20 protein-coding genes are annotated in these 22,237 nt (G+C 59.7%); 8 read left to right on the top strand and 12 right to left on the bottom strand.

Features of this window, described 5'->3' with window-relative positions:
• Genes AQS8620_RS04200 through AQS8620_RS04190 form a run of 3 tightly spaced genes read right to left on the bottom strand, consistent with a single transcriptional unit; the run spans window position 1 to window position 1,833 of the window.
• Window positions 1-669 carry an amino acid ABC transporter permease gene (locus AQS8620_RS04200; protein WP_085835589.1) on the bottom strand — a complete coding sequence of 223 codons (669 nt, stop codon included), beginning with the start codon at window positions 667-669 and terminating at the stop codon, window positions 1-3.
• Window positions 669-992, bottom strand: a complete 324-nt coding sequence (locus AQS8620_RS17300; RefSeq protein WP_143267408.1) for an ATP-binding cassette domain-containing protein — start codon at window positions 990-992, stop codon at window positions 669-671. The genes AQS8620_RS04200 and AQS8620_RS17300 overlap by 1 nt, the downstream gene beginning before the upstream one ends.
• 10 nt (window positions 993-1,002) lie before the next feature.
• Entirely contained in the window at window positions 1,003-1,833 is an 831-nt protein-coding gene (locus AQS8620_RS04190; protein ID WP_085835588.1) for a transporter substrate-binding domain-containing protein, read from the bottom strand.
• Window positions 1,834-2,366: 533 nt separating this feature from the next.
• On the opposite strand from AQS8620_RS04190, the gene AQS8620_RS04185 reads away from it, so the two are divergent.
• Genes AQS8620_RS04185 through AQS8620_RS04165 form a run of 5 tightly spaced genes read left to right on the top strand, consistent with a single transcriptional unit; the run spans window position 2,367 to window position 6,892 of the window.
• Window positions 2,367-3,371 (top strand): ABC transporter permease, encoded by a 1,005-nt coding sequence (locus AQS8620_RS04185; protein WP_085835587.1) that lies wholly within the window; start codon window positions 2,367-2,369, stop codon window positions 3,369-3,371.
• Between the two features lie 12 nt (window positions 3,372-3,383).
• The gene (locus AQS8620_RS04180) at window positions 3,384-4,283 is read left to right on the top strand and encodes an ABC transporter permease (protein ID WP_085835586.1); all 900 of its coding nucleotides are present in this window, start codon (window positions 3,384-3,386) and stop codon (window positions 4,281-4,283) included.
• Complete coding sequence (locus AQS8620_RS04175) at window positions 4,283-5,140, top strand: ABC transporter ATP-binding protein (protein ID WP_200809590.1); 858 nt, start codon at window positions 4,283-4,285, stop codon at window positions 5,138-5,140. The genes AQS8620_RS04180 and AQS8620_RS04175 overlap by 1 nt, the downstream gene beginning before the upstream one ends.
• Window positions 5,137-5,886 carry an ABC transporter ATP-binding protein gene (locus tag AQS8620_RS04170; RefSeq protein WP_370737875.1) on the top strand — a complete coding sequence of 250 codons (750 nt, stop codon included), beginning with the start codon at window positions 5,137-5,139 and terminating at the stop codon, window positions 5,884-5,886. Before AQS8620_RS04175 ends, AQS8620_RS04170 begins: the two co-directional genes overlap by 4 nt.
• Window positions 5,870-6,892, top strand: coding sequence for a dienelactone hydrolase family protein (locus AQS8620_RS04165; protein WP_085835585.1), 1,023 nt, complete (start codon window positions 5,870-5,872; stop codon window positions 6,890-6,892). The genes AQS8620_RS04170 and AQS8620_RS04165 overlap by 17 nt, the downstream gene beginning before the upstream one ends.
• A gap of 54 nt (window positions 6,893-6,946) precedes the next feature.
• Here the strand turns inward: AQS8620_RS04165 and AQS8620_RS04160 are convergent, their stop codons facing one another.
• Window positions 6,947-8,539, bottom strand: a complete 1,593-nt coding sequence (locus tag AQS8620_RS04160) for an ABC transporter substrate-binding protein (RefSeq protein ID WP_085835584.1) — start codon at window positions 8,537-8,539, stop codon at window positions 6,947-6,949.
• Window positions 8,540-8,592: 53 nt separating this feature from the next.
• Window positions 8,593-9,741, bottom strand: coding sequence for a mandelate racemase family protein (locus tag AQS8620_RS04155; protein ID WP_085835583.1), 1,149 nt, complete (start codon window positions 9,739-9,741; stop codon window positions 8,593-8,595).
• Window positions 9,742-9,957: 216 nt separating this feature from the next.
• Between AQS8620_RS04155 and AQS8620_RS04150 the strand changes: the two genes are divergently transcribed.
• Both AQS8620_RS04150 and AQS8620_RS04145 read left to right on the top strand, forming a co-directional pair.
• A complete protein-coding gene (locus AQS8620_RS04150; protein ID WP_085835582.1) occupies window positions 9,958-10,689 on the top strand; it encodes a FadR/GntR family transcriptional regulator in 732 nt (243 codons plus the stop codon).
• Between the two features lie 287 nt (window positions 10,690-10,976).
• A complete protein-coding gene (locus AQS8620_RS04145; protein WP_085835581.1) occupies window positions 10,977-11,774 on the top strand; it encodes a siderophore-interacting protein in 798 nt (265 codons plus the stop codon).
• A 37-nt stretch (window positions 11,775-11,811) separates the two neighbouring features.
• On the opposite strand, the gene AQS8620_RS04140 is transcribed toward AQS8620_RS04145, so the two are convergent.
• The gene (locus AQS8620_RS04140) at window positions 11,812-12,747 is read right to left on the bottom strand and encodes a helix-turn-helix transcriptional regulator (protein WP_085835580.1); all 936 of its coding nucleotides are present in this window, start codon (window positions 12,745-12,747) and stop codon (window positions 11,812-11,814) included.
• Window positions 12,748-12,879: 132 nt separating this feature from the next.
• On the opposite strand from AQS8620_RS04140, the gene AQS8620_RS04135 reads away from it, so the two are divergent.
• Window positions 12,880-15,000 (top strand): TonB-dependent siderophore receptor, encoded by a 2,121-nt coding sequence (locus AQS8620_RS04135; protein WP_085835579.1) that lies wholly within the window; start codon window positions 12,880-12,882, stop codon window positions 14,998-15,000.
• Between the two features lie 88 nt (window positions 15,001-15,088).
• Here AQS8620_RS04135 and AQS8620_RS04130 read toward each other — a convergent pair whose 3' ends face one another.
• From AQS8620_RS04130 to oiaX, 6 genes are all read right to left on the bottom strand, one after another.
• Entirely contained in the window at window positions 15,089-16,147 is a 1,059-nt protein-coding gene (locus tag AQS8620_RS04130; protein WP_085835578.1) for an ABC transporter ATP-binding protein, read from the bottom strand.
• A gap of 1 nt (window position 16,148) precedes the next feature.
• Window positions 16,149-17,675: an apiosidase-like domain-containing protein gene (locus AQS8620_RS04125; protein WP_085835577.1), complete on the bottom strand. Its 1,527-nt coding sequence runs from the start codon at window positions 17,673-17,675 to the stop codon at window positions 16,149-16,151.
• Window positions 17,676-17,689: 14 nt separating this feature from the next.
• On the bottom strand, window positions 17,690-18,538 hold the full coding sequence (locus AQS8620_RS04120) for a carbohydrate ABC transporter permease (RefSeq protein WP_085835576.1): 849 nt from the start codon (window positions 18,536-18,538) through the stop codon (window positions 17,690-17,692).
• Window positions 18,535-19,422, bottom strand: a complete 888-nt coding sequence (locus AQS8620_RS04115) for a carbohydrate ABC transporter permease (protein WP_085835575.1) — start codon at window positions 19,420-19,422, stop codon at window positions 18,535-18,537. Before AQS8620_RS04115 ends, AQS8620_RS04120 begins: the two co-directional genes overlap by 4 nt.
• Before the next feature lie 108 nt (window positions 19,423-19,530).
• A complete protein-coding gene (locus tag AQS8620_RS04110; RefSeq protein WP_085835574.1) occupies window positions 19,531-20,802 on the bottom strand; it encodes an ABC transporter substrate-binding protein in 1,272 nt (423 codons plus the stop codon).
• A gap of 171 nt (window positions 20,803-20,973) precedes the next feature.
• Window positions 20,974-22,236, bottom strand: a complete 1,263-nt coding sequence (gene oiaX, locus AQS8620_RS04105) for a 3-oxo-isoapionate-4-phosphate decarboxylase OiaX (protein WP_085835573.1) — start codon at window positions 22,234-22,236, stop codon at window positions 20,974-20,976.
• Window position 22,237 lies beyond the last annotated feature (1 nt).

Below are 22,237 nucleotides of genomic sequence, written 5' to 3'. Positions count from 1 at the left end.
TTACGTCGCGTAGTGAAAGCGGCGTTCAATGCGGTGCGACAGGATCACGATCGGCAAAAAGATGATGATATAGGCCCCTGCGGCCATCGTGAGCGGGGTCGCAGAGCCGGAAAAACTTTGGGCCGAGCCTGCGACGGTCAGGATTTCCTTCACGCCGATCACCGAGCCAAGCGCTGCCATTTTGGTGATCGCGAGCGCGCGGTTGACCAGCGGCGCAATGCCCATGCGCCACGCCTGGGGCAGGGCGATGCCCATGAGCACCTGAAAGAATGACAGGCCCGTCGCGCGGCCCGCTTCCCATTGGCCCCGCGGCATGGCGGTCAAGCCTGCCCAGATGATTTCTTCGGCAAAGGCGGCAAGCACACAGCTGAGCACCAGATACAGCACAGCCCATCCCGACAGCGTCACCCCGAAAGAGGGTAGGCCAAAATAGAGGATCAGGATCAGCACCAACGGGGGCATGGCGCGCATGAAATCGGCGAAGATGACGATCAGCGCCGAGAGGACGGGCAGGCGGTAGGCGCGCAGGCAAGCCAGCACAATGCCCAAGCCGATGCCCGTGACAATGACGCTGACACCAACACCGATGGTGACGAAAAACGCGTCACGGATGTCGGGGAAATACTTCGCCATCACGGAAAAATTGAAGAATGTTTCGAGGAAACCCATTATTCTGTCTCGTCCTTTGCCTGCCCTGCGACCCGCGGAAAACAGGCGTTGAGGCACTCGGATTTGGGCGCGCCAACGATCTGATCGCGCAGGCCTTGCATCACCTTCAGCGCCAATGTCGGCGCCTCAAGGCGGTTGCCGCAGCGCAGCATCGTCGATTTCCCAGATCCCGAGGAGCCGATCACAAAGTCCGGCTCCCCCTGACGGACCTTGAGGCTGATCGCTTTGAGCACCTGCGTATCGCCAAAAGATGTCTCCAGCGTGCCGGTCTCGGTCAGGGGCCGCGTGGGGGTGACTGTTGCTGGCGATAGCAAATGCGACATCAGACGGCCCTCAACAGTCGGGCGTGTGGTCTGTGTCGTCGTAATTTGCCAGACCGGGAACGCCGAAGCCCGCAAAGACAATGTTTTCCGCGTCATCGGCACCCGGGGCAACGCCGAACCATTTTTCGGATATGTCCGCGATCTTGCCGCTCAGCTTGAGGCACTCGATGGCGGTCTCAAGCCTGTCGCGCATCTCGACATTGTCTTTGGCGACGGCCAGCGACCAATGCGAGCGTGTGTCGGTCATCACAAATCCCGGCTCGAAGCTGGGGACTTTCAAAGCCGCGTATTTGATGGTGCTGGTGCCGCCAAGCTGGTAGTCGGCGCGCCCGGTGACAACGGCGTCGGTGGCAGAGGTAAAGCTGTCGAGGGTAAGCGCGCTGAACCCGTATTTTTCAGCGTTTTCCTGCGCCCACTGATCGTAGTTCGACCCCTTGTTCACGGCCACGGTTTTACCCGCCAGATCGTCGAGAGAGGTAAGGTCGGGGGTGCCGGATTTATGGCCGAACTCAAGCCCTGTGTAGATGTAGCCTTCGGTAAACAACATGTTTTCGGCGCGCTCGGCATTGGCCGTGACGGGGGCGAGAATGAAGTCGTAGGTGCCTGCGTTCATGCCGGGAATGATCCCGACAAAGTTGACGCCAGCCACGTCGATGGTCACGCCGAGCTGCTCGGCCAAAGCATCGCCAAGATCAAGCTGGAAGCCCTCCAGTTCACCGCTCAGGGTCATGGAGGCATGAGGGGCGAAGTTGGGATCGACCGCCGTGTGCAGGGTTTCTTGCGCACTGAGCGGAGCCGCGAGGAGCAGGGCGGCGGCGGTGAGGGGCGGAATGAATTTCATCGGGAAGGTCCTGTTGGGAGCGCGTTGGTTTTTGGGTGGCGACGGGGAGAGCCATACGGCCTTGCGAGACCGCCCTTGCAGTAAAGGCATCTCCAAGAGCATTACGAAAGATTAGTTATCTTTTAGAAATATACGAATTATTTATGCGTTCATGCGCAGCGCCTGGATCTGCCCCTGTGACAGATGCAGGGTGATAGATTGATTTTACAGCGTAATTTCTTGACTTGTTTGCGAAGCCAGTCGGGCTGCGCAAAGACCCCTGCGCGCGATCCAAGCGCCCGCCACCTTTGAGGTGCGCCCAAATTTTAGGCGCAACCCAAAGACCCAACACGGCAAAGCCCCAACAACGATGCTGCGCCGCCTATGCTGTTTGCGTGCCCCGGCAGCGAGCAGCGCTGATCGCTTTGAACCGCGCTTGATCTCCGGGATGAATGTCTTGACGCTCGCCGATCTGTGTGACAGGTTCAAAATATATCATACAACATGATCGTTTTGCAGCGCGCACACGGTCTGGGCGCAGTGGGAGGAAAATTATGCGGCGTGCAATCGTGGGACAGGTGGCCGGTGTTCTGGTCACCTTGTTTGGACTTTTGGTTTTGACCTTTGTCATCGGTCGGATCATGCCCGTCGATCCGGTGCGCGCCATGGTCGGGGAGGATGCGACACGCGAGGTCTATGACACTGTGTATCGCCAACTCGGGCTGGACCGCCCCGTCTGGACGCAATTTTTCTACTATCTGTGGGATGTATTGCATTTTGATTTCGGCACGTCGATCCGCACGGGGCAGCCGGTGCTCGAAGACATCAAACGGGTCTTGCCCGCCACCATCGAACTGGCAACCTTTGCCATCATTCTGGGCGCCAGTCTGGGGATCGGCCTGGGCGTGGCGGCCGCGGTGAACAAGGACAGCTGGATCGACCATCTGATCCGCGTTGTCTCCCTTCTGGGGCATAGCATGCCGATTTTCTGGACGGGCATGATCGGGCTGTTGCTCTTTTATGCCGGTCTGGGATGGGTGGGCGGCTCGGGACGTATGAGCCAGTTCTACATCGGCCTTGTCCCCGAACGCACAGGTTTTCTGCTGATTGACAGCGCCATTTCGGGAAACTGGGAGGTGTTTCGCTCCGCGCTGAACCACGTGATCCTGCCTGCAAGCCTGCTGGGATATTCCTCGGCGGCCTATATCACGCGCATGACGCGCAGCTTCATGCTTGACCAGCTTGGGCAGGAATATGTGACCACCGCCCGCGTCAAGGGTCTTAGCAACCACCAAACCATCTGGCGTCACGCCTTTGCCAATATCCGCGTGCAACTGGTGACCATTGTCGCCCTCGCCTACGGCTCGCTTCTGGAGGGGGCCGTGTTGATCGAGACGGTTTTTGCCTGGCCCGGATTCGGACAGTATCTGACGTCGAACCTTCTTATTGGCGACATGAATGCGGTGATGACCTGCGTGCTCGTGGTGGGCGTCATTTTCATCGGTCTCAACCTGATTTCGGACCTTCTTTACCGCGTTTTCGACCCGCGCACCCGCTAACCGGAGCTCTTCATGACCCTTACCAATACCGCTTCGCAGCCTCGCAAAAAACCGCACGCACAGTGGCTGCGCGCGGGCATGAATATCCTGCGCTTCCTGTTGCACAGCCCCCCTTCGGCCTTCGGGTTGACGGTGCTGGCCGCTTTGGCGCTGACCGCCCTCTTTGCCCCTCTCATCGCCTCCCATGATCCCTATCTTCAGGATCTTGGAAACGCTTTGGCCGCACCGAGCCGCGCCCATTATTTCGGAACCGATGAATTGGGCCGCGACATCTTTTCGCGCTTGGTCTTCGGGGCGCGGATCACGCTGACCATCGTTTTTCTGGTGACAATCGTTGTCGGACCTGTGGGTCTTTTTGTGGGGAGCGTGGCGGGATTTTACGGTGGACGGGTGGACACGATCCTGATGCGTGTCACGGATATCTTTTTATCCTTCCCCTCGCTGATCCTTTCGCTCGCCTTTGTGGCCGCTTTGGGACCAAGCCTCAACAACGCCATCATCGCGATTTCGCTGACGGCATGGCCCCCGATTGCGCGGCTTGCGCGTGCAGAAACCCTCACATTGCGCGCGGCGGATTACATCGCCGCGGCCCGTCTACAAGGGGCAAGCCCAAGCCGCATCATCTGGCATTCCATCGTGCCGATGTGCCTGCCCTCGGTGCTGATCCGGCTGACGTTGAACATGGCCACTGTCATTCTGACGGCCGCGGGTTTGGGGTTTTTGGGGTTGGGCGCGCAGCCGCCCTTGCCCGAATGGGGCGCGATGATTGCAACGGGACGGCGGCATATGATCGACAGCTGGTGGCTTGTCACCTTTCCCGGGCTGGCGATCCTGAGCGTCTCTTTGGCCTTCAACCTGCTCGGGGATGGTCTGCGCGACGCGCTTGACCCCAAACAAATGAACAAAAGGTAATGGTCATGGCGCAAACAAATCCCATCCTCACCGTCAAGAACCTGTCCGTGCGCTACGGCGCAAACGCAGAGCCCGCCGTGCGCAACCTGTCCCTGAGCTTGGGGCGCGAACGGCTTGGAATCGTGGGCGAAAGCGGGTCCGGCAAGTCGACCGTCGGGCGCGCCATCCTGCGGTTGTTGCCGCGCGCGCAGGTGACGGCGGAGCAGATGCAGTTCGAGGAGATCGACCTCTCGACCGCCTCGGAGCGGCAGATGCTTGCGGTGCGGGGCCGGCGGATGACGATGATCCTGCAGGACCCGAAATTTTCGCTCAACCCGATCCAGCGCGTTGGCGCGCAGGTCGCAGAGGCCTATCGCACCCATTTTCGCTGTTCGAAAGCGGTCGCGCGGGCAAAAAGCGTGGCCATGCTTGAGGCCGTACAAATCCGCGACCCCGAACGGGTTTACGATCTTTACCCGCATGAGGTGTCGGGCGGCATGGGGCAACGGATCATGATTGCGATGATGTTGCTCACCGATCCCGATCTGGTCATCGCGGACGAACCGACATCGGCGCTGGATGTGACGGTGCGCTTGAATGTGTTGAATATTCTGGACGGTTTGGTGCGCGACAAGGGCATCGGCTTGATCACCATCAGCCACGACCTCAATCTGGTGCGCAATTTTTGTGACCGCGTGCTGATCATGTATGCCGGTCAAGTTGTCGAAGAACTGGCCGCGAAAGACCTTGATCGCGCGACGCATCCCTACACGCGCGGGCTGCTTGCCGCCCAGCCGCGGATCGGGGGCACGCGGCAACCCTTGCCAGTACTGGAACGGCAAAGTGAGTGGAAAACGGCAGGGGGGGCTGTATCGTGACGGCATCTGTTTCGATCGACAAAATGGGCATCCGATTTGGCTCTGTCCAGGTCTTGCCCGAGGTCTCTCTCGAGGTGGGCGCGGGCGAATGTTTCGGGCTTGTGGGGGAAAGCGGATCGGGCAAATCCACTGTCTTGCGGTGCCTGTCCTTGCTGCTCGACAACTGGAGTGGCGAGGCGCGCATCGGGGGCACATCGGTGCGCGCGCTGGACGTGATGACGCGTTGTCGCACGGTGCAGATGGTGTTTCAGGACCCCTATGGGTCGCTGCACCCGCGCCATTCGGTGCGCAGCACGTTGTCCCAGCCTTTGGCCATCCACAAACTGGACGCTGTCGAGGACCGGATGGCGCAGGCGATGACGGATGTGGGACTGCCGCTCGACTTTCTCGATCGCTACCCGCATCAGCTGTCGGGCGGACAGCGCCAGCGTGTCGCCATCGCGCGCGCTTTGATCCTCGAACCGCAGGTTTTGTTGCTGGACGAGCCGACCTCGGCGCTGGATGTGTCGGTGCAAGCCGAAATCCTGAATTTGTTGCAACGGTTGCGCGCCGAAAAAGGCTTTACCTATCTCATGGTGAGCCACGATCTGGCGGTGGTGGATCATATGTGCGACCGGTTTGCGGTGATGCAGGCGGGCAATATTGTGGACATCCTTCCGCGCGATGCGATTGTCGGAAACGACGCCCGGCACCCCTATGCACATGAATTGATTGCGGCCAGTCTGCGCTATGAACGTGCCCTCTGAGCGCGCGGCGGTGCCCTCCCTTGCACCCTTTCTGGAACAGCGGCGGCTAAATCTGTCATATGACTTGGCCTTTGATGCGACAAGAGAGGCCTTTGCCGACTGGGCCGAGCGCATGCGCGCGCTGTGGCGCAGTAGTTTGCCGCCCTGTCGCGGTCCCGCAACGGGGAGCTGCGATACAGGCGCTGTCGTGCTCGGCTTTGCGAGCGGCGCGCAGGCCGAGGGGCGGTTGCAGCTCCCCGAGGGCGCGGGACCCTTTCCCGCCGTGCTCTTGCTGCACGACCACGGCGGTCGCTTTGACATCGGCTGGCGCAAGATGTGGGATGACCCGCTCTCGGCCGATACGCGCGGCGCGCTTTACGACGGGGTCGCGGTTGCGCAGGCCCTGGTCGAGGCGGGGTTTGCGGTGCTCTGTATGGATGCCTTGGGCTGGGGCGAGCGGCAAAGCGGCGGATATGCCGGACAACAAGCTCTCGCCGCGAACGCTCTGGGGCTGGGCTGGTCACTTGCGGGTCTGGTCGCGGCGGAGGATCTGCAAGCCGCCCGCTGGCTGGCCGCACACCCCAAAATTGATGCCGCGCGCATCGGAACCTTCGGGTTTTCTTTTGGTGGGTTTCGCGCGTGGCAGCTTTCGGCGCTCAGTCGCGACATTCGCGCCGCCGTCAGTTTGAGCTGGCTTGCCTGCCGACGGGACATGATGGTCGCGGGCGCGCCGCTTTTGGCGGGGCAATCCGCCTTTTACATGCTGCATCCTGCGCTCGCCGGACGCCTCGATTTTCCCGATATGGCGGCCTTGGCCTTGCGCGCCCCTCTGTTTTTAAGGTCTGGCCAGTCGGATCGCCACATGCCCACAGACAGCGTCGCGCGGGCCTATGGCGCGCTCGATGCGATGGCCGATGCGGGCGCTGTTGCGCGCGCCGATAGCGGGTTTCACACGGCAGGCCATCAATGTCCGGCGCCGGTCATCGCACAGGCGATTGCCTTTCTCGACCGCTCCCTCACCGCATAAAAAAGGGACGCAGCGCCTTGCCTGCGTCCCCTGTGCTGTCTTGATCCGCCCGCCTTAGCGGGACTTGGTCACATCTTCAAACCGCAACACCCACGGGTTGACGATCAAGCCCGAAATGTCATCCTGATAGGCGGCTGTCACCACACGCTCGGAGAAGGGCAGGATGGACGGCACGACCTCTTCGATCTGGTTTTGAATATCTTCATATAATGCGATTTGAACATCGGGGTCTTTTTCAAGCAGAGCCGCCTCGATATTTGCATTCAGATCAGCATCATAGAAGGAGGTGCGCCAGCCTTGGTAGTTGGTCAGGCCTGCCTCGTCGGAATTGTCGGGATTGTAGACCATCGCGCGCAGGTTGCTGTCGGGGTGCGGTTGTTGGCCACCGCCACCACGCCCCACAAGCAACTCGAAACTGCGCTCGCGCATCGCGCCATAGATCTGGCCGCCGTCGCCCGTGATGATTTCGGCATTGATGCCAGCCTGTTTCAACGTGTTCTGAATTGCCGTGGCGCTATCGAGAAATTCCTGCGTGGAAATGACACGAAGCGTGGTGTCAAAGCCGTCGGGATACCCTGCCTCTGCCAAGAGAGCTTTGGCCTTTTCCACGTCGAGCGTATAGCCGGGATCCGGGAGAACCGCGAAAGCATCCGAGTTGATCGGGCGTTGGCGTTTCACGCCGAAATAGGGCATGATCGCGGTGTTGATCCCGTCGTAATCAATCAGATACCGCAGGGCCTCGCGCACCTTTGCATTGGCAAAATGCGCGTCCTTCATCGATACCGCAAGATAGTAGAAGCCCGCCGAGGGCACGGTTTCGACGGTGATATCTTCATCTGCCGCAAGCGCCTTGAGATCAGCCGCCGCCAGCGAAAAGCCGACATCGAGGTCGCCCTGTTCCAGCGCCAGACGCTGGGACTGGCTTTCGGGCAAATGGCGCATCAGAACGCGCTCCATGGCGGGGAGGTCTTTCCAGAAGTTTTCGTTCTTTTCCAGAATGACATATTCGTTGGAGCGCCACTGGCCCAGGGTGAACGCGCCGGAGCCTGCGGCATTATTGGTCAACCACGCTTGGCCCCAATCGCCATCCACTTCATGTTCCTGAACGAGTTTGCTGTCGAGGATCGAACCGCGCCCGGATTCGGCCATGACCATCATGATCAAACGAGGGTCATCGGGCTGCGGCAAGGTCATGACAAAGGTCTGGTCGTCGAGGGCCTGAAACGCGCTATCCACCGCCTCGGCCGTAAAGCCGCGCGACATCAATGCCGAAGCCTGTGCCAGTCCAAGGGTCATAAACCGCTTGAAACTATAGGCGACATCGCGCGCCGTCAGCGGGTTTCCGGAGGCAAAGGTCAGGTCGGGCCGAAGGTGAAAGGTGATCGACATCGCATCGTCGGAGATGTCCCAGCTTTCGGCCAGACGCGGTTCAAGCGCCAGCGTTTGCGGGTTCAACTGCACCAATGTGTCATACACATTGTTCAGAATCTGGACGGTTTCGCCACCGGTGATCGCTGCGGGGTCCATTGTCAGCACGTTGTTCATGTTGAGCGCGGCGATCAATTGCGTGTCAGGCGTTTGTGCCTGCGCCATAGGGGCGCCAAGCACCAAGGCGCCCAAAGCCGCAGATGTCAGTAGATGTTTCATTCTGTCCTCCCTGTTTTGTAGCCTCGCGTTTCGAACGACACAGCGTCGTCCTCCTACGAAACGCGATTGTTTTCGATGTGGTCAAAGTCGATATCTTCTCCCAGTCCCGGACGGTCGGGCACATGGACAAACCCCTCTGCATCCATCGGATCTGAAAGGGATTTCAAGTAGTCAAAGCCGTCGTCATACTCGAGGAAGGGATGCAAAAGCCCCCGCTCGTACCAGCGACAATTTTTGCTGGCGGCGACCACATGCAAATTCATCGCCGTGTTTCCGTGAACCTCGCAGGCCATGCCGAACGCCTCGGCAAGATGCATGGTTTTCATCGCAGGCGTGATGCCCCCCACATCGTTCACACCCGTGCGCAAGATATCGCAGGCGCCGGCCTTGATCCATTCGGCGCGATGCCAATGTTTGCCCGCGGCGCTTTCGGGCCCGATCACCGGAATGTCCAAGTTGTCCGACAGCCATTTGTAGGAGGACATGGATTGCTCATCCATCGGCTCTTCGATCCAGTCAAACCCCAGTTTTTCCAGGCCCCGCCCCAGCTTTAGCGCATCGACGCGGCTGTACCAGTGAAAGGCGTCGATCATCAGCGACACATCCGGCCCCACAGCTTCGCGCACCGCAGCGCAGGCTTTCAGATCCATCGCGACATCGGGCGCCCAGCTCACCGGCGGCATCCAAGTGTGTAATTTGATGCCTTTATAGCCGCGCTCGACCAGCGTTTGCGCAAAGCGGCCGTAGTCCTCGGGCGTTGCCAAGCCCCCTTCGATCTCATCGCCACACATGATCGAACCATAGGCCAGAACCTTATCGCGATATCCGCCTATCATCTTGTAAACAGGTTGATTCAAGGTCCGTCCGGCAAGATCCCACAGCGCGCAATCCACCACGGCCAGGGTGCGGTCCGTCAGTTGCGCCGCCGAACCGCGCTGCCAATGGGCAAGGTCCTGCCACAGGCGTTCGCGATCCCGGTGATCCTGACCGATCAGGACTTTGCGCACAAATTTCTCGATCACATCGGGTCGCACCACCTGAGGCGGACAAAAGGAATATCCCGACTGGCCGCTCTCGGTCGTGATCGTCAGCATGGCTTGTTGCACTTGATGCGCAGGCCCGGGGTGGGCGTGACCTGCCGTGTCGGAATGCCGGCGCGTCGTGTGGGAAAAAACTGTAACGCTGACGTCGGTGATGATCATGAGTCTTCCTTCTTTCGGCGGCACTGTCGCGGTGGCGGCCTAACATGTATGACAGATTTATGCGATTGGCGTCATTTTGTAAACATCTATCATATTAATTTTGCCCTTCAGGACGGCCCGAGTGCTCAAGAAGACTTCAATACCGCTGATTTCGCTGCTATCTTAGGGTATTGGCCGATTTTTTGATCGCGCATCTCTTGAAAAAGGACTTCGACCATGACCGCCACCTCCGCCGCAAAGCCCCAGGTCCGCACGCTTGTCAGTCAGGTGAGCGAGGCTTTGCGACAGGAGATCGAGGCGGGAGCCTTCGAGCCGGGAGATCGCTTGCCCAGTGAAGCGGCCTTAACCCAAGTGCATTCTGTCAGCCGGACGGTCATTCGCGAAGCCATTGCAATTTTGCGCTCCGATGGGCTGGTCGAGACCCGCAAAGGGGCGGGGGTTTTCGCTCTCGATCCCGCGGTGCGCCAAGGCAGCAGCCCGTTTTCCAACCTCAACACCGGACGGATTTCCGAGGCGATCGAATTGCTGGAAATGCGCAGCGCTTTTGAAATTCGCTCTGCTGGCTTGGCGGCGTTGCGCCGCTCAAGTGCGCAGCTTGACGCCATAGTGAGCGCGCATGACGCGGTGGGCCGATGCCTTGAAGGCGGCGACAGCACGCGCGAGAGCGATTTCCAGTTCCATTTTGCCATCGCCGAAGCCACGCAAAACACGCGTTTCCCGCAGTTTTTGACTTTGATCCGCGATGGGATCGTGCCGCGTGCAGAATTAACTGCCACGACCGGCGCGCAAAAACCCGTTCCCAACCCCTCGCTGCAACAGGAACATGGCGCGATCGTGGGCGCCATCATGGACGGCGATGGCGCAGCCGCCGAAGCTGCGATGACGCTGCACCTCGATGGCAGCTTGCGCCGATACCGCGACATCCTGCGCGCCTCGCTGGCACGATAGGCGCGCCCAGATCGCCACCACAGGGTACGCCCCGCGCGGCCCTGTAAATTATTATCATAATCCTAATTATGCGTGCTACGCCCGATCACCCGCAGGGGACCTTGGCCGTGCACGTGCGATTGCGCTCAGGTCAAGGTCGCGTGATGTGGCGCATGCGCATCTTGTTTCCGCTTGCACCCGCAGGACGGTGCGGTGCATTTTCCGCCAAGTCATTTGACCGAACACAACACCGCGCCGCCGCGATTTTCGAGCCGCCGTGTGTGTGCCCATAATTGAAGGGGCTCAAGATGAAGCCAACAGCACGTCGCGCGCAAAATCCAGATATTGTCTCGGTGAACCGCGTGCACAGATTAACGCCGAATATGGTCAGAATTACCTTTTCATCAGAGGATATGTCCGTTTTTTCGGATGGCGGCGTTGGGGGATATTGCAAACTCTTTCTGCCACAGCCGGATCAAACGCTGACGGATTTCACCGCGCAGATTGCGCGCAAAGACCGGCCCGCTGTGCGCACCTACACCGTTCGCAACAGCCGCCCCGATCTGGGGGAAATCGACATCGATTTCGTCGACCATGGCGACAACGGCCCTGCTTCGGCGTGGGCGATCAATGCCACAGCCGGATCGTTTTGCGGTTTTGCAGGAGCTAACCCCCTGAAACGCGCAAGTTTTAGCGCCGATCACTATCTCATCGCAGCGGATATGTCCGCTTTGACGATGGCCGCGGCCACGATCGAAGCTTTGCCGCGCGATGCGGTTGGAAGCGCGTTTTTCGAAATTGAAACGGCGGCTGACAAACAGGATATTGACGCGCCCGCCGGGCTGGAAATTCATTGGCTGGTCTCAGATAACCCCGCCTGCCCCGGTGCAAAAATTGTCGCGGCGATCGAGGAAATGGATTGGCCAACCGGGCGGGTACAAACCTGTTTTGCGGGCGAAAGCACGATGGCAAGATCCCTGCGCCTTTACGCCCTCAAGGAAAAAAACCTTCCCCGCGAAGACGCTTATATTTCGGGATATTGGAAATTCGGCTTGGTCGAGGACGAACACAAAGCGTTCAAACGATCCGAGGCGAATGGGGCGTAAGGCGTAGCGCCAAGCGCCCTATCCGCGCAAAACAGCGTCAGTGCGAGCCCCGCGCAAATCGCGAGGGGCTTTGATTATGACGCAGCCGGAACGCTGTGGCAAAAGCCGTTGGCGTTTCGTAGCCCGCAATGCGCGCCGCTTGGGCAACGGGAAGACCGGCGCTGAGCGCGCGTTCCGCCTGCTCCATACGCATGTCGTGCAGCCAGGTCCGGATCGGTTTTCCATAGGCACGGTGAAACAACCGCTGCATGGACGACACGCTCATACTGCCCACGGCCGCGATGTCCTCCAAGGGGGGAATGGGGCCCGGTTTGGTGGCAAAACTATTAATTTTCAACAACTTGCGGCGCTGATGTGCGGGGATTGCATTTGTGTCGTCAAGGAGATGCGTCAGGGCATGCCGGATCATCGCCATGGCGAAAGCTTCCGTGTCTATCATCTGCAGGGCGGTACCTTGAGGCGCGTTGATCGCGTCCAAAAGCTGTTCTGCCTGCGTGGTAACCACCAGCGGGGCAACCCAACTTGCGTGGCGCTGGCAGGCCCCGTGCAGGATATCGTCGAGCGCGATCCCACGAGTGTGCAGCCAGTCCCAAGGCACAAGCACCGTGACCTTGCGCAAATGCTCGCCGCGCGCGATCCGGCGGCGAAAGATGCGCGACTGGCCCAGGGCGCTCATGACGATGCAAGCCGGAGCACCCTGCGCCCGTGTGAGGTCGAGGTCTTCTGCGTCCAGCCGTGCAGCGACAGTTCCCGCCAAAACCAGATGGAAAATGACGTTTGCAGGCCGTGTCATCCGCGTTTCAAACCCGCGTTGCGCCAAGCTGTCCTCGAGATTGACCACAAGGCCGGAGGGCAACACCGTGCTGAGGCGCGCGCCGGATAAAACGACCTGATCCTGCGCAAGGGTCGCGCCAAAATCATGGACGGACATCGAGGGGCCGCCCGCAATCTGGCGCAGGTTGATTAGGGCCACGATTGTTCTCTCCTTTCTCACGAATGGCAGTTTCCAGAAGCATTTTGACCAGCGCCAAAAGGATCGCTCACTGGTCGCGGATCAACATACACCCTAAAGATTGATGAAAATAGTCAGAATTAGGATCGGCCCATGCCCCGCTTTTCTCGCCCCTCCCTTCGTGTGGTCTTTTTCGCCACGACCGCCCTCGGCAGCTATGGGGTGTTTGGCCCTGCAATGGCCCAGGAGGTCTACGATCTCGAGGCGATTTCCATCAAAGGGTCGAGCTATGAAACCGAAGACAGCGACAGCTACGCCACCGACCTGATTTCCGTGGGCGAAAAATCGGCGCTGTCCCCCCGACAGGTGCCGCAATCGACCTCGGTGGTCACGCATAAGCAGATCGAGGATGGCGGATACACCGCACTTGAGGAAGCACTGAGCGATACCCCCGGCATCATGATCTTGAACAACAACGTGGGGCGCTCGTCGATCTATTCGCGTGGCTACGAATTCGACTACCTCTATTTTGACGGGTTGCCGGCACCGGTCAGCTCGATCTACGGCACGCAGCCCGACCTGTCGATTGTCGATCACGTCGAAGTCCTCAAAGGACCCGCCGGTCTGTTCATCGGCACGGGCGAGCCGGCCGGATCAATCAACATGCGCCTCAAACAGGCGACGGCGACCCAGGTCAAAGGCTATGCCACGACCGCGCTCGATTCCCACGGGCAAGCGCGCGGCGAACTGGATATTTCCAACGCCTTGAACGCGGATGGCACGCTGCGGGGCCGTTTCGTGGCCGCCTACGGCGATGGCGACAGCTTTGTCGAGGGGGTCGAAAACGGCGTGTCCTCCCTGTACGGCGCTTTGGCCTGGGATGTGAGCCCCAGCACGAAGCTGACCTTTTCGCTAAGCCGCATGGAGCGCGATATCGTCCCCTACAACGGGTTGCCAACCGATGGGAGTGGCGATCTTTTGTGGCTAAAGTCCGATGCCACGACCGTTGTGGACTGGAACGATTTCAACAGCACCACCACCGATGCCGTCCTCGCGGCCGAGCATCAGCTTGCCGCTGGCGGGCGCTTGAAATTCTCCGCCCGCAGGTCAAATCAGGCCGCGAATTTCCTGTATGCCTATGCCGCAAGTGCCGCCGATGCCGACAATCAGGTATCGCGTCTGGCATGGCTGGCGCGTGACTTCGAGCAGGACAGCCTTGCGCTGGATGCCCATGTCGACCTGCCCTTCCAGCTTGGAAACTGGCGCGGGAATGCGATCATCGGTGCCGATTGGCAAAAGGTCGAAAGCACGATGTTCCAGGCCCGCGGCGCGATCAACGGAAGCTGGGATCTGGACGATTGGGACACGTCGGATGTCGCCAAACCCGATGCAAGCTACACCACCCGCACCGATAGCGACACAACGTCCAAAGGCGTCTACACCCAGCTGCGCCTCTCGCCGTTTGAGCCGCTGAACCTGATCGGCGGCGCCCGGCTGAGCTGGTTTGAGGGCACGAGCGATACCACCACCCTTTCCACCGGATCTGTGTCGCGCGACCGCTTTGATGTGGACGCCAAAATCACGCCTTTTGCGGGGCTGACCTATGACATCACCCCGGATGCGACGCTCTATGCGAGCTATTCGGAAATCTTCATTCCCCAGTCCGATCTGGATGTGGATGGCGCGCTGTTGGACCCCGTCGAGGGGCGGCAATATGAAGTCGGCGTGAAGGCCGCTCTGGCCTACGGGTTGAACGTTTCGGCGGCGCTTTTCGATCTGCACGAAACCAACCGCGCGGTGCAGGTCACGGGCGAGGATTACTTTGTCGCGCAGGAAGAAGTGGCCTCGCGCGGCTTGGAACTGGAAGCCTCGGGAGAACTCGTCGCCGGCCTGCATCTGGCGGGTGGCTATACCTACACGAAAACCGAATACCGCAACGGGGACAACGCGGGCGAAGACTTTTCGACCTATACGCCCGAGCACATGTTCAAACTGTCGGGCAGCTACGATGTGGACAGGGGGATGTTGACGGGTTGGAGCTTTGGCGGACGTTTGACGGCGATGTCGGGCTTTTCCTCCAACGGGATCGAGGCCCCCGGCTACGCGGTTGTGGATGTTGCTGCGACGAAAACATTCGGAGCGGACATGTCCCTGCGCGTGGGTGTCGATAACCTCTTTGACAAGGCCTATTACACCCGCGTCGGCAGCCAAACCGTGTTCAACTTTCGTGGCGAACCGCGCAGCCTGAACGTCGCGCTGACCAAAAAGTTCTAAACCAATCGACCCGCGCCCTTGTTCACAGCGCGCGCCTTGGGACCGCCCGAGGCGCGCGATGACCTTTGGCACCTCGGGCCCGAAAGGCCTATAACGCCAGACCGCTCTGCGCCGCGAACAGGTGGATGCGGCCCTGCGTCACGTCAAAGCGCAACATATCGCCCGCAGCGGCCTCAAGGCGATCTTTGAGGACGACGGTGGCGTCCTGACCCGCAATGTCGAGCGCGATGAAGGTTTCCGAGCCGGTCGGCTCGATCAACTTGACCCGCCCCTGAAGCGGACCTGCAGGATCAAGCGTCAGCGTTTCGGGACGCAGACCCAGCGTCAACTGTTGCCCCTCCGCGACCTCGCCTGCGCGCGCGCCCAGCGGCACGCGTTGACCATCCGCCAGCTGCGCGGTGTTTTGCGTGATCGTTGCGTCGAAAAAATTCATCGCGGGCGAGCCCAGAAAACCTGCGACAAATTTGTTCGCAGGGTGGTCATAGAGATCAAGGGGCGATCCGATCTGCTCGACTTTGCCAGCGTTGAGCACGACGATCTTATCGGCCATCGTCATCGCCTCGACCTGATCGTGGGTCACGTAAAGGATCGTGGTGCCAAGGCGGGCATGCAGCGCCTTGATTTCGGCCCGCATCTGGACCCGCAGCTTTGCATCGAGGTTTGACAGCGGCTCGTCGAACAAAAACACCTGAGGTTCGCGCACGATCGCGCGCCCCATCGCAACCCGTTGGCGTTGACCGCCCGACAGATTGGCAGGTTTGCGATCCAGAAGCGGCTCAAGTCCGAGAATTTCCGCCGAACGGGCAACCTGGCGGGCGATGTCGGCCTTGCTGTGACCGGCCATTTCCAGCGCAAACCCCATGTTTTGCGCGACCGTCATCTGCGGGTAGAGCGCGTAGTTCTGAAACACCATGGCGATATCGCGATCTTTGGGAGCGAGGTCGTTGACCACGCGATCCCCGATAGAAATCGTGCCGCCGGATATGTCTTCCAGACCGGCGACCATGCGCAGCATCGTCGATTTCCCGCAGCCCGAGGGGCCGACAAGGATCACGAATTCACCCGGTGCAATGTCAACATCAATGCCATGGATGACATCGACCGCCCCATAGGATTTTTGCAGGTTTTTGATCGTAACAGAGGACATGTCAGGCCTTTCTGCGGCAACGGATGCACAGCCCCGGTTTGCGCGGCAGCGCGACACCGAACGCAGCATCCGGTTTGCGCGGGCGGATAATCTCGCCGTGGCGCACGGGGTGGTTTTGCGGTGCCGTTTGCTTGGCAAGCGGCGTAACGCTCATCTCCCAGGTGTCGATCAGATCAAGCTCGTAATCGCCATCCTCCTCAGGCAGTCCCAGCGTCCAGATGACGGGCTGGTGTTCGCCCAGATAGATGTAGCGCACATCGCCATCTTGTGCGCCTGACACACGGTGCCAGGGCCACTGCGCTTGCGGGCCAAGCGGTTCCAGCCCGCCGCGCACGTCCTCTTCCAGAACCGCGCGCATGAATTTCAACCGTTTCCAAGCCTCGCCGTGCAAGACCCCGCCCTTGGCCCACCAGATCAGATCGTCAGGGTGGGAATAGGTTTCCCCATGCCCCGCGTAGCCCCCGCGCATCATCGTGGTCCAGAACCGATGCACCAGTTCCTGCGCGGTGATATTGCCCCAGCACTGGATGATGTCACCTTCATATTCGGGCTCGTCGTTGATGACGGGTTTACCCCAGGTATCGCGCCATTCCTGCGTGCGTTTCACGTCCCAGTTCTGGATGCAGGTGTGCGTCACCCAGGGTTTGCGGTGGTCGTAATTGGCATCAGCGGCGCCGTTGTGAATGGATTTGAGGTGGCGTGCGGGGTCTTCTTCTTCGAGGATCTGGAAAAAGCGATCCCAGCGCTCCATCGGCTTGGTATCGATGAGAAAATCATATTCATTCGCGAGCGCCCACCAGACGTTGCGAAACCCGCCATAGCGCGCAGCCAGATAGGCAACATAGCGATAGTCCTGCGCCTCATCCATGTCGCAATAGCCCCAGCGGTCATAGGGGTGGAACAGGATCAGATCGGCCTCGATCCCCATGTCGCGCAGCGCCGCGACCTGGGTGTCGAAATGGCGAAAGGCCTCGTAATTGGGTTGATCGAAATCACGTTTTCCGTCCACGACGTGATAGATGTCATGCAGCGGCTCGTTGACATTATAGGGGTAGTCTTTGGGGAAAACCCCCATGCGAATTTTGTTGAACCCCGTTTTGGCAAGGGTTTGCAGTGTCTTGGCCTGCTCGTCCAGCGGTTGGTGGGTCCACGCATAGCAGGTCGTGCCAAAGGACAAAAACGGCGACCCATCCGCATAGGCAAAGTGGAACTGGTTTTTCACCCGCACCGGCCCCTTGTTCGTGCCCGTGGGCGCGACAACGTCAAGCGCACCGCGATGCCCGTTCAATTCGGGCGTCTCAGAGCGCGTTTCGAACTGCCACTCCCCCGTGGTTTCGGGCATGAAGCGCAGCCGGTAAACGCCTGCGCCGTCATAAAATCCCGGCACACGGACTTCGCGCTCTTTGAGCCGGAAGATAGCGTCAAAGCTGACGTCCAGATAGGGGTTGCCCGTGGCAGGCCCCGTGAACTCGGTCTCGAACATCCCCCATTTTTCAATGGTCGCTGTGGGTGTGGTGGTGGTCGACATATCTGTCTCCTCTCTCAGCCTTTGACCGCGCCGGAGGTCAATCCGGACACGAAATATCGTTGGAAAATCAAATAGACGAGCACGGCGGGCAGAACCGTCATCACGATCGCCGCATTGAGCTGTCCATATTCGTTGGAAAATTGCCCCTGAAAGGACATCAGACCCAAGGGAAGCGTCCATTTGTCAGCGTCTTGCAAGATGACCAGAGCCATCGCGAATTCGTTCCACGTTGCGACGAAATCAAGGATCAGCAAGGCGGCCATGACCGGCAGGGTGATCGGCAGGAAAATGCGCCGGAAGGTGGTGAAATGGCTGGCCCCGTCAATGAGTGCTGCTTCGGACAGTTCCTTGGGCACGGATTTGAAAAAGCTGTGCAGAATGAAGATCTGATAGGGAATGCCAAAGGCAAGATAGGGCAGGATCAGGCCCAGATAGGTGTCCACCAGTCCCAGCGAATTGACCAGCGTGAACAGCGGCGCAAGCATCACCTGAAACGGGATCATCGTGCCGAAAACGATGAACAAAAGCACCAGCTTGTTCCAGCGGTTTTTCATCCGCGCCAAAGCATAGGCGCTCAGCGCGGCAATCATCAAACCCAGCGGAACCTTGATGACCGTCACAAAGACCGAATTGAAAAACGCATGGTCAAATCCGCCGCGGTTCCATGCGGTGGCATAATTCTGGGTCACAAGCGCGCCGGGCGGCGTAAAGGCCCCCGAGGTCATGATTTCAGGGGAAGATTTGAGCGAGGTGAACACGATGAACACGAAAGGCGCAAACCAGATCAGGGCGAAGACCAGCAGGCTTAACCAAAGCCCCATCAGAACGGGATCGCGTCGGGTGGCGGCAATCATTTGCTTCATTTCAGTTGCTCCTCGCGGCGTTGCGACCAGCGCAGATAGGGGATGACGACGCCCACGGTGATCACCAGCAAGACCACCGAAATCGCCCCGCCGCGTCCGAAATCGAACACCTGCATGGATTGGGAAAAGGCCCAAAGCGCAAGCATCTGTGTGGATTGCGACGGTCCCCCGCCCGTGAGGCCATAGACGATGTCAAAGGCCTTGAGCGACTGGATCAGCGAGAGCACCAGAACGATGGTCATCGTCGGCGTGATGGCAGGCAGGGTGACATGTTTGAACCGGTTCCAGCGGCCCGCCCCGTCAATTTGCGATGCCTCGACAAGGGAGGCATCGACGCTTTGCAGCCCTGCCAGAAACAGCACCATCGAAAACCCGACCTGTTGCCAGAAATAGGCGATAAACACCGAATAGAGCGCCAGGTCGGGATCGCCCAGAAAGTCGGGAATACCGATGCCGAGATTGGTCAAAAGCTGCGCAAAAAGACCGAAAAACGGATCGTACATCCACCGCCACATCGTCGCCACCGCGATCGGGGCGATGATCACCGGCAGGTAAAACACCGCGCGCAAGGTGGCTCGGCCAAACAGGGGCTGGTTCAGCGCAAGGGCCAGCAAAAGCCCCGCAAGCGGCGGAAAAACCAGCGAGAGCGCCGTCCAGATCAGCGTGTTGCGAAAGGCCGTCCAGAACACGGGGTCTTGGGTGAAAATATATGTGTAATTTGCAAGGCCCACGAAATCACGTGTGGGATCAATGCCATTCCAACGCTGGAAACTGACCAGCGTGACATCGATCATAGGCCAGATCGCAAAGACGGCATAGACGGCCAGCGCCGGCGCGAGGAAAAGCCACGGCGCATTTGCCATTCTGTCGAAGAGACGTGTCATTCAGGTCCATCCGCTTGAAGAAAAAGGGAGGCCAAAGCACTGGCACGGCCACATGCTTTGGCCAACGCCGCGCAGGAGAGGACCTTGCGCGGCGTCAAAGAGCGCGTGTTAGCCCAGATTGTCGATGTAGCTCTGAAGCGCATCCGCGGCGTCTTGCGGGGTCATGTCCCCCGTAGCCGTCTGGTTGATCACCCGGAAATATTCCGCCGTGACCGAGGCCGGAAAGCCCTGATCTCCGTTCACGAACATGGCGTCATATTGCGCGAACAGGGCGTTCCACTCGGTTTCCAGCGGCAACTGGTTTTCATACACCACATCCGCATTCACCGAATTGGTCGTCATCGCGCCCAGATAGCGCTGCTGTACGTCCGTCGAGTTGAAGTAATCGAGGAATTTCGCTGCCATATCGGGGTCATCCGCACCCGCGCTGATGTAGTGATATTCGGCAAACCCGTACAGACGGTCTGTGCCTGTCGGAAAGGCAAAAAGGCCATAGTTGTCGAGGTCGCTCACCTCATTCAGCTGCTGGACAAGCCAGTTGCCCTCCAGCATCATCGCCGCGCGCCCTGCAACAAAGAGGTTGAAGGATTGGGGCTGATCGATACCCATGAAGGGCTTGAGGAAATAGTTTTCGCCCCACATCTGCATTTGCGCAAAGGCTTCGGTCGCGCAGGGGGTCTCGGACCAGTTTGCCTCCATCGCGACAAGCGCGTCATGGGTCTGTGCCCCGCATTCGGTTTCCAGCAATACATCCATCAACCGCATGACGTGCCAATTGACCGAACCACCAAAGGCAAAGGCAGGAATCCCCGCGTCTTTAAGGGCTTGCGCCGCCGCGACGAGCGCGTCGTAGGTCGTCGGCTCCTCGGTGATGCCCGCCTTTTCAAACAGGGCTTTGTTGTAATAGACCGCTTCGCCCTTGAAGGTGAACGGCACGCCGTGCTTGTGCCCGTCACCGTAGGATGAGGCAAAGGCCGCCGCCGTGGGCAGCAGGGTGTCGTCCCATTTGTAGCTGTCGTAATAGGAATCGAGCGGCTGGGACATGCCTGCGGCGACATATTCACCGCCCAGGCCAAGCCCTGCCCAGCTAAAGAAGATATCGGGGCCCGAATCAGTGCCCGCCGAAACCCGCAGCGCGGTTTTCAACTCGTCAACGCCGCGCTGGGTCCAGATAATATCGACGCCGGGATTCGCCTCTTCAAATTCCTGTGCGATGGCGTTCAGCGCGTTATTCGCCTTTTCGGACGAAAAATTGAGCGTCCAGATGTCGATTTCCTGCGCCATCGCGCCTGTCGTCCCCAAGGCTCCCAAGGCCCCTGCCCCCAGCGTTGCCGCACATAGCAGGCGGCCAAGGACCGTTTTGCGGTGAGAATTGGTCATGAATTTCCTCCCTTTGCGTCACGCCTTGGACCCGTCTTGGGGGCGTGCTCCTCTGCGACCCCCTCCACAGGGTCGTGGTGCGCTGCCACTGGCGAGCGCCTCAACTGGTATGATGACGTGATTAGATTAGGTCTGGCAATAGTTTTTTTGCCCAGTTTGTGCAAAACCGTCTTATCCGCCCCATTTTGCGAGCGAGGCAGCAAGTTCGGGATGCGCGCGCGCGTAATCGGCAAGCGAGACGCCCTGCTCGGCCGCCTCCCACGCCTGACGGATCGCGCGCACGCCCGCGCAAGCGCCCATCGGATGGCCATGGATGCCGCCGCCGCCCAGATACATCAGATCCAGCGTGCGCCCCGTACGCTCATAGGTTTCAACCGCCTGCCCGCCCCACTGCCCCGAACAGACCACAGGCAAGGGGCAATCCTCGGGGGTGAACATCGGCGTGCGAATGTCGTGAAAGCTTTTGACGAAACTCTCGTCCGGCTCCCAATATTTCGCGCCGATCCCGTTGATCTGGAACTGGTCCACGCCCAAAAGCCGCCAGATTTTCTGATAGGCCCGAAACTCCATCCCAAGAGCGGGGTGGCGGGTGAGAATGTCCCAGCCGTTGCGATGGGCATGCAGGCACAAAGCCGAGCGTTTGCGCAGGAAACTCATACCGCCGTAGCCGATGGAGTTGATGTTGATCACCGCCGCAACGCCCCCTTGTTTGACGACGTAGTCGTGGTGACGCATCATGGTGTCAGGATCTGCCGACGAAATCCCGAAAGCATACATCACCTGTTTTCCGGTCTTTTGCGCATGATCCCTGATCACGGGCATGATCGCATCCACCCGCGCCTCCAAGGGCGCATAGGCTGGCGACATGAGTTTCTCGTCGTCCTTGATGAAATCGACGCCCGCTGCACATAGGTCGGCCACCACTTGGGCGGTTTCTTGGGGCAACAACCCCAGCGAGGGCTTGATGATGGAGGCAATCATCGGCCCCTGCGCCACGCCCATCAGACGACGCGACCCCGCCACGCCGAATTGCGGTCCGGGGTGACAGGCCCAGGCAGACGGCAGGTCGATGTCCATCACCCGGATCCCCGTAATCCCCCGCACGGCAAAGACACCGCCAACGGTCACCGTCATCAGCGCGGCAATATCGGTGCCGATGGCGTCAAGCGGATAGGCGATCACGACATCGGCGCGGCGAAACGGCCCCTGTTCGGTACTGGGAAAGCCCGCGCTCTGTGCATCGGGCAAGGGGGTAAGCGCCTGGACCCGCGCGGCGCCACGCGCGCGCACCGCAGCCGTTTCACCCGGCAATTCCGTGAAGGTGCCCGTGGATTGATCTGCTGCGATCTTGGCGGCCATGGCCGCGGGATCACCGCTACATTCAATGCGATAGGTCACACGGATGAAATCGTCGCGGCTGTCGAACTGGCCCATG

Origin of the sequence: Aquimixticola soesokkakensis (assembly GCF_900172375.1) — a bacterium.
Taxonomy (GTDB): Bacteria; Pseudomonadota; Alphaproteobacteria; order Rhodobacterales; family Rhodobacteraceae; genus Aquimixticola; species Aquimixticola soesokkakensis.
The sequence above is the reverse complement of the archived record's forward strand: the minus strand, read 5'-3'. Positions and strand labels throughout refer to the sequence as shown.

Coding starts and splice junctions, on each gene's coding strand:
- AQS8620_RS04115 (WP_085835575.1), bottom strand. CDS start 19,422: ATGACACGTCTCTTCGACAGAATGGCAAATGCGCCGTGGCTTTTCCTC.
- AQS8620_RS04180 (WP_085835586.1), top strand. CDS start 3,384: ATGACCCTTACCAATACCGCTTCGCAGCCTCGCAAAAAACCGCACGCA.
- AQS8620_RS04160 (WP_085835584.1), bottom strand. CDS start 8,539: ATGAAACATCTACTGACATCTGCGGCTTTGGGCGCCTTGGTGCTTGGC.
- AQS8620_RS04135 (WP_085835579.1), top strand. CDS start 12,880: ATGCCCCGCTTTTCTCGCCCCTCCCTTCGTGTGGTCTTTTTCGCCACG.
- AQS8620_RS04165 (WP_085835585.1), top strand. CDS start 5,870: ATGAACGTGCCCTCTGAGCGCGCGGCGGTGCCCTCCCTTGCACCCTTT.
- AQS8620_RS04110 (WP_085835574.1), bottom strand. CDS start 20,802: ATGACCAATTCTCACCGCAAAACGGTCCTTGGCCGCCTGCTATGTGCG.
- AQS8620_RS04150 (WP_085835582.1), top strand. CDS start 9,958: ATGACCGCCACCTCCGCCGCAAAGCCCCAGGTCCGCACGCTTGTCAGT.
- AQS8620_RS04145 (WP_085835581.1), top strand. CDS start 10,977: ATGAAGCCAACAGCACGTCGCGCGCAAAATCCAGATATTGTCTCGGTG.
- AQS8620_RS04125 (WP_085835577.1), bottom strand. CDS start 17,675: ATGTCGACCACCACCACACCCACAGCGACCATTGAAAAATGGGGGATG.
- oiaX (WP_085835573.1), bottom strand. CDS start 22,236: ATGGGCCAGTTCGACAGCCGCGACGATTTCATCCGTGTGACCTATCGC.
- AQS8620_RS04120 (WP_085835576.1), bottom strand. CDS start 18,538: ATGAAGCAAATGATTGCCGCCACCCGACGCGATCCCGTTCTGATGGGG.
- AQS8620_RS04175 (WP_200809590.1), top strand. CDS start 4,283: ATGGTCATGGCGCAAACAAATCCCATCCTCACCGTCAAGAACCTGTCC.
- AQS8620_RS04190 (WP_085835588.1), bottom strand. CDS start 1,833: ATGAAATTCATTCCGCCCCTCACCGCCGCCGCCCTGCTCCTCGCGGCT.
- AQS8620_RS04130 (WP_085835578.1), bottom strand. CDS start 16,147: ATGTCCTCTGTTACGATCAAAAACCTGCAAAAATCCTATGGGGCGGTC.
- AQS8620_RS17300 (WP_143267408.1), bottom strand. CDS start 992: ATGTCGCATTTGCTATCGCCAGCAACAGTCACCCCCACGCGGCCCCTG.
- AQS8620_RS04155 (WP_085835583.1), bottom strand. CDS start 9,741: ATGATCATCACCGACGTCAGCGTTACAGTTTTTTCCCACACGACGCGC.
- AQS8620_RS04200 (WP_085835589.1), bottom strand. CDS start 669: ATGGGTTTCCTCGAAACATTCTTCAATTTTTCCGTGATGGCGAAGTAT.
- AQS8620_RS04185 (WP_085835587.1), top strand. CDS start 2,367: ATGCGGCGTGCAATCGTGGGACAGGTGGCCGGTGTTCTGGTCACCTTG.